General features: G+C 53.8%; 15 protein-coding genes. 9 read left to right on the top strand and 6 right to left on the bottom strand.

Annotated features, from left to right (window positions below; genetic code table 11):
- Position 1 precedes the first annotated feature (1 nt).
- Genes yihX through fabY form a run of 4 tightly spaced genes read left to right on the top strand, consistent with a single transcriptional unit; the run spans position 2 to position 2,896 of the window.
- The gene (gene yihX / locus L3068_RS22915) at positions 2-601 is read left to right on the top strand and encodes a glucose-1-phosphatase (RefSeq protein WP_023331629.1); all 600 of its coding nucleotides are present in this window, start codon (positions 2-4) and stop codon (positions 599-601) included.
- Positions 595-1,476, top strand: coding sequence for a virulence factor BrkB family protein (locus L3068_RS22910; RefSeq protein WP_014885748.1), 882 nt, complete (start codon positions 595-597; stop codon positions 1,474-1,476). The genes yihX and L3068_RS22910 overlap by 7 nt, the downstream gene beginning before the upstream one ends.
- The gene (gene dtd, locus L3068_RS22905) at positions 1,473-1,910 is read left to right on the top strand and encodes a D-aminoacyl-tRNA deacylase (RefSeq protein ID WP_014885747.1); all 438 of its coding nucleotides are present in this window, start codon (positions 1,473-1,475) and stop codon (positions 1,908-1,910) included. The genes L3068_RS22910 and dtd overlap by 4 nt, the downstream gene beginning before the upstream one ends.
- A gap of 44 nt (positions 1,911-1,954) precedes the next feature.
- Entirely contained in the window at positions 1,955-2,896 is a 942-nt protein-coding gene (fabY, locus tag L3068_RS22900; protein ID WP_023331628.1) for a fatty acid biosynthesis protein FabY, read from the top strand.
- Positions 2,897-2,904: 8 nt separating this feature from the next.
- Here the strand turns inward: fabY and L3068_RS22895 are convergent, their stop codons facing one another.
- Positions 2,905-3,825, bottom strand: a complete 921-nt coding sequence (locus L3068_RS22895; RefSeq protein WP_117582090.1) for an alpha/beta hydrolase — start codon at positions 3,823-3,825, stop codon at positions 2,905-2,907.
- 228 nt (positions 3,826-4,053) lie between these two features.
- Between L3068_RS22895 and L3068_RS22890 the strand changes: the two genes are divergently transcribed.
- Positions 4,054-4,365, top strand: coding sequence for a type II toxin-antitoxin system RelE/ParE family toxin (locus L3068_RS22890; RefSeq protein ID WP_117582088.1), 312 nt, complete (start codon positions 4,054-4,056; stop codon positions 4,363-4,365).
- The gene (gene nadS, locus L3068_RS22885) at positions 4,366-4,656 is read left to right on the top strand and encodes a NadS family protein (protein ID WP_032635182.1); all 291 of its coding nucleotides are present in this window, start codon (positions 4,366-4,368) and stop codon (positions 4,654-4,656) included.
- Positions 4,657-4,697: 41 nt separating this feature from the next.
- Here the strand turns inward: nadS and fdhE are convergent, their stop codons facing one another.
- The 4 genes from fdhE to fdnG are packed head-to-tail and all read right to left on the bottom strand — an operon-like array spanning position 4,698 to position 10,221.
- Complete coding sequence (gene fdhE / locus L3068_RS22880) at positions 4,698-5,627, bottom strand: formate dehydrogenase accessory protein FdhE (RefSeq protein WP_014885738.1); 930 nt, start codon at positions 5,625-5,627, stop codon at positions 4,698-4,700.
- The gene (gene fdoI / locus L3068_RS22875) at positions 5,624-6,259 is read right to left on the bottom strand and encodes a formate dehydrogenase cytochrome b556 subunit (RefSeq protein ID WP_008501832.1); all 636 of its coding nucleotides are present in this window, start codon (positions 6,257-6,259) and stop codon (positions 5,624-5,626) included. The genes fdhE and fdoI overlap by 4 nt, the downstream gene beginning before the upstream one ends.
- The gene (fdxH, locus tag L3068_RS22870) at positions 6,256-7,158 is read right to left on the bottom strand and encodes a formate dehydrogenase subunit beta (RefSeq protein ID WP_008501831.1); all 903 of its coding nucleotides are present in this window, start codon (positions 7,156-7,158) and stop codon (positions 6,256-6,258) included. Before fdxH ends, fdoI begins: the two co-directional genes overlap by 4 nt.
- A gap of 12 nt (positions 7,159-7,170) precedes the next feature.
- Positions 7,171-10,221, bottom strand: coding sequence for a formate dehydrogenase-N subunit alpha (fdnG, locus tag L3068_RS22865; protein WP_086527813.1), 3,051 nt, complete (start codon positions 10,219-10,221; stop codon positions 7,171-7,173).
- Positions 10,222-10,592: 371 nt separating this feature from the next.
- On the opposite strand from fdnG, the gene fdhD reads away from it, so the two are divergent.
- Both fdhD and L3068_RS22855 read left to right on the top strand, forming a co-directional pair.
- Positions 10,593-11,429 (top strand): formate dehydrogenase accessory sulfurtransferase FdhD, encoded by an 837-nt coding sequence (gene fdhD / locus L3068_RS22860; protein WP_014885735.1) that lies wholly within the window; start codon positions 10,593-10,595, stop codon positions 11,427-11,429.
- A 114-nt stretch (positions 11,430-11,543) separates the two neighbouring features.
- The gene (locus L3068_RS22855; protein WP_014885733.1) at positions 11,544-11,756 is read left to right on the top strand and encodes a YdgH/BhsA/McbA family protein; all 213 of its coding nucleotides are present in this window, start codon (positions 11,544-11,546) and stop codon (positions 11,754-11,756) included.
- Positions 11,757-11,796: 40 nt separating this feature from the next.
- On the opposite strand, the gene L3068_RS22850 is transcribed toward L3068_RS22855, so the two are convergent.
- Positions 11,797-12,762, bottom strand: a complete 966-nt coding sequence (locus L3068_RS22850) for a hypothetical protein (RefSeq protein ID WP_232947961.1) — start codon at positions 12,760-12,762, stop codon at positions 11,797-11,799.
- Positions 12,763-12,966: 204 nt separating this feature from the next.
- Between L3068_RS22850 and L3068_RS22845 the strand changes: the two genes are divergently transcribed.
- A complete protein-coding gene (locus tag L3068_RS22845; protein WP_014885733.1) occupies positions 12,967-13,179 on the top strand; it encodes a YdgH/BhsA/McbA family protein in 213 nt (70 codons plus the stop codon).
- The last annotated feature ends 12 nt before the right edge of the window (positions 13,180-13,191 follow it).

The raw sequence follows: 13,191 nt of genomic DNA, 5'->3' as shown, positions 1-13,191 counted from the left end.
CATGCTTTATATCTTTGATTTAGGAAATGTAATCGTCGATATCGATTTTAATCGCGTGCTGGGCGCATGGAGCGACTTTAGCCGTGTTCCGCTGGCGACGTTAAAGCAGAATTTCGCGATGGGCGAAACCTTTCATCAGCATGAGCGCGGTGAAATGAGTGACGAAGAATTCGCAGAGCGTTTCTGCCAGGATATGGGGCTGTCGTTAAGCTATGAGCAGTTTTCGCACGGCTGGCAGGCGGTATTTGTCGCCATCCGCCCGGAAGTGATCGACATCATGCACAAATTGCGCGAGCAAGGGCACCGTGTGGTTGTCCTGTCGAATACTAACCGCCTGCACACCACGTTCTGGCCTGAAGAATACCCTGAAGTTAAGGCAGCGGCAGATAAAATCTATCTCTCGCAGGAGATGGGTATGCGCAAGCCCGAAGCGCGGATATATCAGGCCGTTTTGCAGGCAGAAGGTTTCACTGCCGCCGATGCCGTCTTTTTCGACGACAATGCCGATAATATAGAGGGAGCTAACCAGTTAGGTATCACGTCAATTCTGGTGACCGGAAAAGAGACGATACCCAACTACTTTGCGAAGCAGTTATGTTAAAAACCGTTCATCAAAAAGCCACGCATCATACGCGCCCGCTGAGAGCCTGGCTAAAACTGCTCTGGCACCGCATTGATGAGGACAACATGACCACGCTGGCGGGAAACCTCGCGTACGTGTCGTTGCTCTCATTAGTGCCGCTGGTGGCGGTGATCTTTGCGCTATTTTCCGCCTTTCCGATGTTTGCGGACGTCAGCCTGCAGCTTCGCCATTTCGTGTTTGCGAATTTCATTCCTGCCACCGGGGATGTTATCCAGAACTACATCGAGCAGTTCGTTGCCAACTCCAACAAGATGACGGCGGTGGGGGCGTGCGGGCTGATTGTCACTGCGCTGCTGCTGATGTATGCCATTGATAGCGCACTGAACACCATCTGGCGGAGTAAAAAAGCGCGGCCAAAAGTCTACTCTTTTGCCGTGTACTGGATGATCCTCACGCTCGGCCCGCTGCTGGCCGGGGCGAGCCTTGCCATCAGCTCTTACCTTCTGTCATTGCGCTGGGCGAGTGATTTAAACGGCGTTATTGATAATGTGCTTCGCATCTTTCCGCTGATCCTGTCATGGCTTTCGTTCTGGCTGCTCTATAGCGTCGTACCGACCACGCGCGTACCAAACCGCGATGCGGTAGTGGGGGCGCTGGTGGCGGCCGTGCTTTTTGAGCTGGGTAAAAAAGGGTTTGCCCTCTACATCACCATGTTTCCGTCCTATCAGCTGATTTACGGCGTGCTGGCGGTGATCCCCATTTTGTTTGTCTGGGTCTACTGGACCTGGTGTATCGTCTTGCTTGGTGCCGAAATAACTGTCACTCTCGGCGTATACCGCGAACTTAAAAAAGCAGCAGCAGCTGAAAAACAACAAGAAGCAGACCAACCATGATTGCATTGATACAGCGCGTAACCCGTGCCAGCGTCACCGTGGAGGGAGAGGTGACGGGTGAAATTGGCCCAGGACTTTTGGTGTTGTTAGGTGTCGAAAAGGATGATGACGAACAAAAAGCTAACCGCTTATGCGAGCGGGTGCTGGGTTACCGCATTTTCAGCGATGCGGAAGGCAAGATGAACCTGAACGTCCAGCAGGCGGGCGGCAGCGTGCTGGTGGTGTCCCAGTTTACGCTGGCAGCGGATACCGAGCGCGGCATGCGCCCGAGTTTCTCGAAAGGCGCCGCGCCCGATCGTGCAGAAGCACTTTACGAATACTTTGTTGAGCGTTGTCGCCAGCAGGAAATGCATACGCAAACCGGACGATTCGCTGCAGATATGCAGGTTTCGCTGGTGAACGATGGCCCCGTCACATTCTGGCTCCAGGTATGAGCCAACTGGCGGCGTGGCCGCGGGTAACAAGAGAGAGTACAGCTATGTATCACCTTCGAGTACCGCAAACGGAAGAAGAGTTAGAAGCCTATTACCAGTTCCGCTGGGAAATGCTGCGCAAGCCATTACATCAACCGAAAGGCTCTGAGCGCGACGCCTGGGACGCAATGGCCCATCACCAGATGGTGATGGACGAGGAGGGCAATCTCGTCGCTGTCGGGCGTCTGTATATCAATGCCGATAACGAAGCATCTATTCGCTTTATGGCGGTTCACCCTTCCGTACAGGACAAAGGGCTGGGGACGCTAATGGCAATGACCCTTGAGTCCGTCGCCCGCCAGGAAGGCGTTAAGCGCGTCACCTGTAGCGCCCGCGAAGATGCCGTGGAGTTTTTTGCCAAACTCGGTTTTGTTAATCAGGGGGAAATCACCGCCCCGCAAACCACGCCGATTCGTCATTTTTTGATGATCAAACCCATTGCCACTCTGGACGACATTCTGCATCGCGCAGACTGGTGCGGTCAGTTACAGCAAGCCTGGTATGAACATATCCCTCTGAGTGAAAAGATGGGCGTGCGCATCCAGCAGTACACCGGGCAAAAATTCATTACCACCATGCCGGAAATCGGCAACCAGAACCCTCACCACACCCTGTTTGCTGGCAGCCTGTTTTCTCTGGCAACGCTCACCGGCTGGGGGCTGATCTGGCTGATGTTGCGCGAGCGCCATCTTGGCGGCACCATCATTCTGGCCGATGCCCATATTCGTTACAGCGCGCCGATCAGCGGCAAACCGAGCGCGGTGGCTGACCTTGGCGCACTGGGCGGCGACCTTGATCGTCTGGCGCGTGGCCGCAAAGCGCGTGTACAGATGCAGGTTGAGCTGTTTGGTGATGAAACCCCGGGCGCGGTTTTTGAAGGAACTTACATCGTTCTCCCTGCGAAGCCGTATGGCGCGTATGAAGAGGGGGGAAATGAAGAGGAGTGATCGCCTGTTTACTCTTCCCGGACGTGCCTAATCCGCCCGGCGATATCCCGCATTACGTCTCGCGCTGACTGGCTAATTCCACCAAGCTGGAAGAAGCCATGGATGACACCCAGCCAGCGTTGAGCGGTACACTCCACACCCTGCTCTGTCAGGCGCTGATACAACATTTCTCCTTCATCACACAGCGGATCATACTCTGCGGTAATGATGTGCACAGGGGGAAGACCGTGAAAATCATCCCGCCACAATGGGCTGGCTTCGGGATGCTGACGGTCAGTGTCTGCGAGATACATCTCATACCCGCTAAGCAAGGTATCTCGGGTGATGACATAATCCGCACCATTGAGAATATAACTTTCAAAACTGGCCGTAGCATCAAGCATAGGGTAGATAAGAATCAGCTGTGCAGCTTGCCAGACACCTTTCGTTTTGAGTCTAAGCGACGTCACCAGCGCCAGATGTGCGCCTGCACTGTCTCCGCAAAGGGTGACCCGGTATTTATCTACGCCTAATTTTTCGGCATTGTGCCAGATAAGATCAGCCGCCCTTTCTGCATCGTCGTGTGCGGCGGGGAAGAGATGCTCGGGTGCGAGTCTGTACTGAACCGCAATGACCCGACAGTTACCGTAAAACGCCAGTTGGCGAAGCTGATTATCATGGGTTTCAAACCCACCGCTGACAAAACACCCACCATGATAGTAGAGGGCACAAGGTAACGTTTCAGGGGCATTGACAGGCGAAAATACCCGAAAGGTCAAATCCTCAAGAACAAGCGTTTCAACCTGGACACGAGTTTCTTTTTCCCCGGCCAGCGCTGTGCTGGCGACATATCCGCTTCTCCGGTCATCAATACTCTGCTTTCGCGAGGAAGGTCGTCCTGCGGCAATAAACTCCTGTACCAGCTTATCAATACCCTTCTCCAGAGCCATGGTTACGTCCTTTTACTGTGTGTTTATACAGTTTATAGCCTGGTTTACAGCAGATGAAAACAAAGAAATTGGGTTAAACCAGAGATTTGGAAAAAGGCTCGCAAAATCCTTATACACTCAATGAAATAAATGGATTAGTTGCTCGAATATCAATAACGTAGCTCATATGGGAGTACGTCATTGACGTACATAGGAGATGTGTTACTCTAAGCCAATGGCGTATAATTTATGCTGTTCATTGAAACGGATATTTTCACTGAAGACGTCAAAACGTTACTGGATGACGACGAATACCATAAGCTTCAGGTTTTCCTGGCAACGCAACCTAATTATGGCGATCTGATTCAGAATACGGGGGGCCTGCGAAAGATTCGCTGGTTTTCCGGAAGCAAGGGAAAGCGTGGTGGAGTAAGGGTTATTTATTTTCATCGTACGCGTGAGTTTGAAATTAGGTTGCTGCTCATTTATCGCAAAGGGATCAAAGATGACCTGTCCGCGAAGGAGAAAGCCATTCTGAAAAAGATGATAGAGAGGTGGTAAATGGATAAGGCGCTGTTTGAGCGATTAACCCAAAGCATTGCGCAAATGAACGAAATTGCCGAGGGCCAACGCGAGCCGTCGCGTACGTTTCAAATCGATGCGATGAAAATAAAAGAAATTCGCCAGGCGTCCGGGTTGTCGCAGAGTAAATTCGCGAACTTAATCTCAGTCAGTGTTGATACGTTGCGTAACTGGGAACAAGGCAGACGCTCACCCACAGGCCCGGCCAAAGCGCTATTGCGCGCCATTGCTAACGACCCTCAACATGTCATCCCTGCGCTATCGCAGTAAATAGCCCGGTTGCACAGAGGCTCACCGGGCTTTGGTGGAAATTACTCCCCTTCACCCGGGAACAGGAACGGGTTGATTGAGCTGCGGGCGAAGCCCTCCTGCTCCATTTTGGCGTCCAGAATCAGCGAGGCGAGATCGTCGGCTACCGCTTCGACTTTCGGGTCTTTTTCCTGATACAGAATCTTCAGGTAGGTCCCACAGTCGCCGCAGCTTTCGGCTTTCACTGCCGCTTCTTCATTTTCCAGCGACCAGTAGTTGAGATCGCGGGTCTGCTCGCAGTTGCTGCACTTCACGCGCACGACGTGCCATTCGGTTTCGCACAGGTTGCAGTGCAGGTAGCGCAGCCCCTGGGTGGTGCCAATCTGTACCATGCTAGAGACCGGCATGGAACCGCACACCGGGCAGAACTGGCGCGCTTCGCCGTACTCGGCGCGGGCTTTGCCGGGGATCAGGCTTGCCATCTGCGCCCAGTAGAGCGACAGTGCCGCCCAGATAAACGGCGCTTTATCACTGCTGACCAGCGAGAAGTCGGAAGCAAACAGCGCACTCGCCATCTCTTCCAGCTCCTGTTCGGACGCTTTTTCCAGGTTCTCAATGACCGCCAGCGCAGTACCGCTCATTTCGGGCTTTAGCTCGGCAATCAGCGAATGCAGCAGCTTGTGCCAGTGCTTGTCGCGCGGCAGGACGTGAATATCCAGCGGCGGCTTGCCCTGCTCATTGGCTTCTTTGATGCGCGCAGTCAGGTCCATTTGCAGTGGGTGGTCGTACAGCACCACTTCCTGCGCGTGGGCGACAAGCGCAGCAAAACGCAGAAAATCGCCCAGCGGGTTGTTCTCTGCCAGCTCGCGCAGACGCTCTGCGCGGCGGTTGTAGAGGTTCTTGAGTCTGGGGAATAACAACGGCGGAATATACTCCGCCGTACGTTTCTCGCTCGACCCCAGCTCATCTTGCGGGATTATGCGAATACTCATTCAGATGACTTTTCCTGTTTCTGGCGGACTTCACGGTACCAGCGCGGGTGATGTTTCTTCGCCCACGTACTGGTTACCCAGCCTTCCACCATCGCGGTAATGGTGCCTTTCACCCAGAGGGCGGCGTAAATATGCACCATGATAACCACAATTAGCGCCACTGCGGCAAATGAATGCAGCATCAGCGCGAATCGGATCACCGGGATTGAGAAAGCAGGCGCAAAATACGGACGCCAGATGATCACGCCGCTGACCAGCAACAGGACCAGGAAGATAATCGCCGCCCAGAATACGCATTTCTGACCGAAGTTATAACGCCCGGTATCACCTACTTCCTCGTTGACGACGATCTTACGAATATTCTTCGCCCAAAAGATATCATCCCGATTGATTAGGTTATGGTGCCAGTAGCGGAAAAACATGATGATGAACGACGCGAACATGATGACGCCAACAAACGGGTGCAGTATACGCGCCAGTTGTGGTGTCCCCATGATCTGCATCAGCCAGTTGAAGGAGGGGAAGAAGAACCCCAGCCCGCTTATCGCCGCCAGCATGAAGCAGAAGGCGGTGACCCAGTGGTTGATGCGTTCCGGCGCGGTGTAGCGCACGATGGTGTCACGTTTTCTCATTTGCGCACCTCGTCTTTCTCTTCATGCAGGTTGTCGTCTTCCTCTTCCGCACGGTTCGGACCGACGCCGACGTAGTGGAAGATGCTCGCTGCGAAGGTGGCAGCAAAACCTACCGCGGCCAGCGGTTTCCAGATGCCTTTCCAGAACTTCACGGTGGCGCTGATTTCCGGGTTCTCCGGCAGGCCGTGATACAGATTCGGCTTGTCGGCGTGGTGCAGCACATACATCACATGCGTACCACCAACACCGGCCGGATCGTACAGGCCCGCATTGTCGTAACCACGGGTTTTCAGCTCGCCCACGCGCTCTGCCGCCAGCGTTTTCATATCCTCTTTAGAGCCAAAGTGGATAGCGCCGGTTGGGCAGGTCTTCACGCACGCGGGCTCCTGGCCGACAGTGACGCGGTCAACGCACAGCGTGCATTTGTAGACGCGGTTGTCTTCCGGATTCAGGCGCGGTACGTCGAACGGACAGCCCGCAATGCAGTAGCCGCAGCCGATGCACTGCTCGGACTGGAAGTCGACGATGCCGTTGGCATACTGAATGATAGCCCCTTCTGACGGACATGCCTTCAGGCAGCCCGGATCCGCGCAGTGCATACAGCCATCTTTGCGGATAAGCCATTCCAGTTTGTCGTTCTGCTCCACTTCCGAGAAACGCATCACCGTCCAGGACTTGGCGGTCAGGTCCGCAGGGTTGTCGTACACCCCAACGTTGTGACCCACTTCGTCACGCAGATCGTTCCACTCAGAGCAGGCCACCTGACAGGCTTTACAGCCGATACAGGTGGTCACGTCGATAAGTTTCGCCACTTCCTGCTGGTGGTCCCGCGCCTGAGGCGCGGGCGTGAAACCGTTAGTCGCGGAACGACGGATAATGTCTTGAGATTGATAAGCCATAAGTCGTCTCCGTTACACCTTTTCCACGTTCACGAGGAAGGCCTTAAACTCCGGCGTCTGCGTGTTCGCATCACCGACGAACGGCGTCAGGGTATTCGCAATGAACCCTTTCTTCGCCACGCCCTCATAGCCCCAGTGAATTGGGATGCCGATGGTATCCACCTGCTGACCATGAACGTTCAGCGTGCGAATACGCTTGGTCACCACCGCCTTGGCTTTAATGTAGCCGCGGTTAGAGGAGACCTTCACGGTATCGCCATGGGCGATGCCGAGCTTGTTCGCTAGCTTCTCGCCGATCTCCACAAACTGCTCCGGCTGCGCGATGGCGTTAAGCAGCGCGTGCTTGGTCCAGTAGTGGAAGTGCTCGGTCAGACGATAGGTGGTGCCCACGTACGGGAACTTGTCTTTTTTACCCAGCGCTTCAAAGTCGCCCTTGAAGATACGCGCTGCCGGGTTAGAGACCACGTTCGGGTGCAGCGGGTTAGTGCCCAGCGGCGTCTCAAACGGCTCGTAGTGTTCCGGGAACGGCCCTTCTGCCATCTTATCAATGGCAAACAGACGTCCCATCCCTTCAGGCTGCATGATAAACGGTCCGACATCGCTGCCTGGTGCGGCAGTGCTGTAGTCCGGAATATCCACGCCGCCCCATTTCGCGCCGTCCCACTTCAGAAGCTGACGCTTCGGATCCCACGGGTTGCCCTGCGGGTCAGCGGAGGCACGGTTATAGAGGATGCGACGGTTAAGCGGCCACGCCCACGCCCAGCCCAGCGTATTGCCGAGGCCCGACGGGTCGGCGTTGTCGCGGTTGGCCATCTGGTTGCCTTTCGGCGTCCAGCTACCAGCGAAGATCCAACAGCCGCTTGACGTGGTACCGTCATCGCGCAGATGGGCGAAGGTACTGAGCTGATCGCCTTTCTTCGCCAGCACGGTGCCGGTGGTCGGGTCGATAACATCCGCCAGCGCCTTACCGTTGCTCTCCATCGCCACTTCTTCCGGCGCAGGATTTTCAGGCGTCGAGTAGTTCCAGGTCATGTTCAACACCGGTTCCGGGTTCGCGCCACCTTCAGCCGCGTACATCTTACGCAGGCGTAAGAAAATACCGGCCAGGATCTCGCCGTCGTTCATGGCGATGCCCGGGGCGTCCGCACCTTTCCAGTGCCACTGCAGCCAGCGGCCGGAGTTGACAATAGACCCGTTCTCTTCCGCGAAGCAGGTAGATGGCAGACGGAACACTTCAGTCTGAATCTTCGACGGATCGACGTCATTCGATTCGCCGTGGTTCTGCCAGAAGGTCGAGGTTTCAGTATTGAGCGGGTCAATCGTCACCAGGAACTTCAGTTTCGACAGGGACTCAACAACCTTGTTCTTGTTCGGGAACGAGGCTACCGGGTTAAAGCCCTGGCAGATATAACCGTTGACCTGACCCTGATGCATCATCTCGAAGTACTGAAGCACGTCGTAGCCTTTGTCCCACTTCGGCAGCCAGTCAAAGCCCCAGCTGTTTTCCGCCGTCGCCTTGTCGCCGTAGAAGGCTTTCATCAGCGAGACGAAGAACTTCGGATAGTTGCCCCAGTAGTTCACCTGGCCTTCGAGCAGCGGTTTTGGCGTGCTGGCCGTCAGGTAGGTTTGCAGGTCGGTTTGTTTCTCGCTTGGCAGGTTCATATAACCTGTCAGGCTTTGAGACAGCAGGCCGAGGTCGGTCAGACCCTGAATGTTGGAGTGACCGCGCAGGGCGTTCACGCCGCCGCCTGCCATGCCCATGTTGCCGAGCAGGAGCTGAACCATCGCCATGGTACGGATGTTCTGCGCACCGATGGAGTGTTGCGTCCAGCCGAGGGCGTAGAGGAACGACGCGGTTTTATCTTTCGCGCTGGTTTCGGCGATCAGCTCGCAGACCTTCAGGAAGTCCGCCTTCGGCGTACCACAGATGTTTTCGACCACCTCCGGCGTGTAGCGGGAGACGTGCTCTTTCAGCAGGTTCCACACGCAGCGCGGGTGTTGCAGGGTGGTATCGCGTTTCGCAAAGCCTTTCTCATCCAGCTCGTAGTTCCAGCTGGTTTTGTCGTACTTGCGTTTTTCGGCGTCGTAACCGCTGAACAGGCCATCTTCGAAGTGGTAATCCTCACGCACGATCAGGCTGGCGTTGGTATAGGCTTCGGTGTATTCGCGGTTGTATTTTTCGTTGGTCATCAGGTACAGCAATACGCCTGACAGGAAAGTGATGTCAGTACCTGAACGAATAGGGGTGTAGAAATCCGCCACTGACGCTGTACGCGTGAAGCGGGGATCGATCACAATCAGTTTCGCACCGTTGTGGATTTTGGCTTCCATCGCCCAGCGGAACCCGACAGGGTGCGCTTCAGCGGCGTTACCGCCCATCACCACAATAAGGTTGGCGTTCTTGATGTCGACCCAGTGGTTGGTCATCGCACCGCGACCAAATGTTGGAGCAAGACTTGCTACCGTTGGTCCGTGTCAGACACGCGCCTGGTTGTCGACCGCGAGCATACCGAGTGCGCGCGTAAATTTCTGGGTTAAATAGCCGGTTTCATTACTGGACGCTGAAGCACACAGCATCCCGGTGGAGAGCCAGCGGTTGACCGTCACGCCGTCGGCGTTCTTCTCAATGAAGTTCGCATCACGGTCTTCTTTAATATGTTTAGCGATGCGGTCAAACGCCTCTTCCCAGCTGATTTGCTGCCATTTGTCGGAGCCAGGCGCACGATATTCAGGGAACTTCAGGCGGCTTTCAGAGTGGATAAAGTCCACCAGACCGGCCCCTTTCGGACACAGCGCGCCGCGGTTGACCGGGTGATCCGGGTCACCTTCGATATGGAAAATAGACGCTTTGGCGTTTTTAGCACCGTCGCCGAGGCTATACATTAACAGCCCGCAACCGACAGAGCAGTACGTACAGGTATTACGGGTTTCACGGGTGCGCAGCAGTTTATACTGCCGCGTTTCCGCCAGCGCGACGCCGGGCGCAAAGCCCAGTGCTGCTGCCGTTGTGCCTGCCATACCGCCAGCGCAGATCTTAAAGAACTGCCTTCTGCTGACCTGCATGGGTCACTCCTTGTTTCGACATTGCTTACATATGTAGTTTTGACTTCGCGGTTGAAGAATGACCGCAAAGGAAAAAATTTGCGTTAATCCCTCATTTCTCCGAGGGATATCATCAGAATACCACAATGTCGGTACACCTGTTCTAATGGCGTTAATACAAAGTGAACGTATTATCACCATGTTGATTATAAAGTGTGATACAGATCACGCTATTGCTTCTGCATGTTAAAGCGGTGTAGCGCTGGCCGGGTTGCACCCCTTCTAAATGAGTAGGAGAATGATTGTCGAAAAGTTGATCCATACTATGCGTAAGGCCTGTTGTTTATGCTGCAATAGCAGGCTCACCTCCGTGGTTGTTCAGGAATACCGCTGTGTCTAAACAAAACCGTGCTACCCACTCGTCGCCACTGCCTGCAGGCATTGTGGAACTGTCGGTACGCAGACCGCCCCACATTACCCACGCCACGCCCGATTTGCTGGCGGAAGAAGTGCCTGTTGCGCTTGTTTACAACGGTATTTCGCATGTGGTGATGATGGCTTCGCCGAAAGATCTCGACCTGTTCGCCATTGGCTTTTCTCTCTCGGAAGGCATTATTGCGCATCCGCAGGAGATCTACGGGATGGACGTGGTGAAGGCGTGTAACGGTCTTGAAGTGCAAATCGAACTCTCCAGCCGTCGCTTTATGGGGTTGAAAGAGCGCCGCCGCGCGCTGGCCGGACGCACCGGCTGCGGCGTGTGTGGCGTTGAGCAGCTCAATGATATCGGCAAGCCCGTTGCGCCGCTGCCGTTTACCCAGACCTTCAATCTGGCACACCTTGATCATGCGCTTGAACATCTCAACGACGTACAGCCCATCGGCCAGTTGAGCGGTTGTACGCATGCGGCGGCGTGGGTGTTGCCGTCGGGCGATATTGCCGGAGGGCATGAAGACGTGGGTCGCCATGTCGCGCTGGATAAGCTGCTGGGACGCCGGGCGCGAGAAAGCGAGGTCTGGCAACAGGGCGCGGCGCTCGTTTCCAGCCGTGCAAGTTATGAGATGGTGCAAAAGTCCGCAATGTGCGGTGTGGAAATCCTGTTTGCGGTATCGGCGGCCACAACGCTGGCGGTGGAAGTGGCGGAGCGCTGCAACCTGACGCTGGTCGGGTTCTGCAAGCCGGGAAGGGCAACAATCTATACCCATCCGCAGCGATTAATAGTTGATCAATAATTTTGAATGTTTCAGGCAAAACCTTCCGCTTTTAGTTGTTCGGGATGAGGTCTAGTATTTATCTCATCAAGGCACGGTGCCTTACCAAAACAACTTAACGAAAGGATTTATATCATGAAAAGCATCAAAACTTTTGTCGCTGTAATCGCTCTGGCTGCTTCTTTCGGTTCTTTCGCTGCACAGACTGTGACCGCAACCGCCTCTACCATCGACGGTGCAGAAGCTAAAATCGCGGCGCAGGCTCAGGAAGCGGGTGCATCATCCTACAAAATTACCCAGGCATTCACGGGTAACCGCGTACACATGACTGCTGAACTGAATAAATAAGCCAGTCACACCGTCGAAAGAGCGCCCACGGGGCGCTTTTTTATTTTTTCTCTTTTTTAACAATATCTTTTCTATCCTGAACCTCTACCAGGGAATAAAAAGGCGCGACGTTTTTACAGGTCAGACGCCAGATCCCGTAATCCCGCTTTTTTGGCGTAAACACGCGATAATTACCTTCACCTACCATCATAAAGCGCGCATTGGGATAGTCGTTGAGAATTCGATATTCATTGTTACAGTAAAACGTATCCCGAGTGTCGTAATCGATTGTCACATTGAGGACGTATTCAAGCACCCGGCTGGTATTGACGTTATAGGCAATAAAGAAGATATAGCCAGCGCAGAAAAGGGGGGCAGAAATCGCCATGACGTTAAACTGGACCGATGAATTCTGCAACAAGGGAAGCGCCATCGTGAATAGCAGAAATACCATGGAAAAGAATAAGGTGCAGAAGATTAAAAAGAACCCAAACGACGTAATTTTATTGAAAGTCGCCTCGTAGGTGACATCCGTGACGTCCATAAAGACCTTTCGCGCCAGTATGTAGCAGATGAAGGAAATTAACAGCCATACACCACGTGTAAGGGTGAAAGCCTTTTTCGCAATTTTCTTTCTGTCATCATCCACGGCGTCCAGATAGAGGGTGATGGAATAGTAGATACATCCCACCGTCCCGATCGCGAGCGTGACGGGTAGCTCCAGGCCATTTCTGGCGAAATATTTAAATGCCACACACGATGTTAAAAACAGCAGAGAAGACATCAGCGTCGAGCCCGCTATTTTTTTGTATTCACCCCATTCCATTTGGGACAGCTGCAACAGCGTGAGGGGTTTTATGCGTGAGGAAATGATGATAGCGCAGGCTATCAGCATGGCCATCCAGACGAAGACGGGCATCGCTTTACTGTTAAAGGGCGTTATGACAAAAATGGCGCCCGTATAAGCGATAAAATGGACGGCAGTACTATGTCTGATGAGGAATGAGGGTTGTTTTCTGCTTTGCATCGGCGTTTTTCTCCCTGAAAAAGGCTGACGTTCAGGACATCAGGAAACAGATATCAGCGCAATGCATGACGTTTTTTTTGAGTTCAGTAATTTTGAATGATAATAGCAAATCCTTCCGCTTTTAGTTGTTCGCGATGAGGTCTAGTATTTATCTCATCAAGGCACAGTGCCTTACCTGAGCAACTTAATGAAAGGGTTTATATCATGAAAAGCATCAAAACTTTTGTCGCTGTAATCGCTCTGGCTGCTTCTTTCGGTTCTTTCGCTGCACAGACTGTGACCGCAACCGCCTCTACCATCGACGGTGCAGAAGCTAAAATCGCGGCACAGGCTCAGGAAGCGGGTGCATCATCCTACAAAATTACCCAGGCATTCACGGGTAACCGCGTACACATGACTGCTGAACTGAATAAATAAGCCAGTCACACC

Source organism: Enterobacter cloacae complex sp. ECL414, from assembly GCF_021869685.1.
In the GTDB taxonomy this organism is placed as follows: Bacteria; Pseudomonadota; Gammaproteobacteria; order Enterobacterales; family Enterobacteriaceae; genus Enterobacter; species Enterobacter kobei.
The sequence above is the reverse complement of the archived record's forward strand: the minus strand, read 5'-3'. Positions and strand labels throughout refer to the sequence as shown.

Excerpts from the sequence above, each read along its gene's own strand:
- yihX (WP_023331629.1), top strand. The coding sequence starts at position 2 with ATGCTTTATATCTTTGATTTAGGAAATGTAATCGTCGATATCGATTTT.
- L3068_RS22910 (WP_014885748.1), top strand. The coding sequence starts at position 595 with ATGTTAAAAACCGTTCATCAAAAAGCCACGCATCATACGCGCCCGCTG.
- dtd (WP_014885747.1), top strand. The coding sequence starts at position 1,473 with ATGATTGCATTGATACAGCGCGTAACCCGTGCCAGCGTCACCGTGGAG.
- fabY (WP_023331628.1), top strand. The coding sequence starts at position 1,955 with ATGTATCACCTTCGAGTACCGCAAACGGAAGAAGAGTTAGAAGCCTAT.
- L3068_RS22895 (WP_117582090.1), bottom strand. The coding sequence starts at position 3,825 with ATGGCTCTGGAGAAGGGTATTGATAAGCTGGTACAGGAGTTTATTGCC.
- L3068_RS22890 (WP_117582088.1), top strand. The coding sequence starts at position 4,054 with ATGCTGTTCATTGAAACGGATATTTTCACTGAAGACGTCAAAACGTTA.
- nadS (WP_032635182.1), top strand. The coding sequence starts at position 4,366 with ATGGATAAGGCGCTGTTTGAGCGATTAACCCAAAGCATTGCGCAAATG.
- fdhE (WP_014885738.1), bottom strand. The coding sequence starts at position 5,627 with ATGAGTATTCGCATAATCCCGCAAGATGAGCTGGGGTCGAGCGAGAAA.
- fdoI (WP_008501832.1), bottom strand. The coding sequence starts at position 6,259 with ATGAGAAAACGTGACACCATCGTGCGCTACACCGCGCCGGAACGCATC.
- fdxH (WP_008501831.1), bottom strand. The coding sequence starts at position 7,158 with ATGGCTTATCAATCTCAAGACATTATCCGTCGTTCCGCGACTAACGGT.
- L3068_RS22855 (WP_014885733.1), top strand. The coding sequence starts at position 11,544 with ATGAAAAGCATCAAAACTTTTGTCGCTGTAATCGCTCTGGCTGCTTCT.
- L3068_RS22850 (WP_232947961.1), bottom strand. The coding sequence starts at position 12,762 with ATGCAAAGCAGAAAACAACCCTCATTCCTCATCAGACATAGTACTGCC.
- L3068_RS22845 (WP_014885733.1), top strand. The coding sequence starts at position 12,967 with ATGAAAAGCATCAAAACTTTTGTCGCTGTAATCGCTCTGGCTGCTTCT.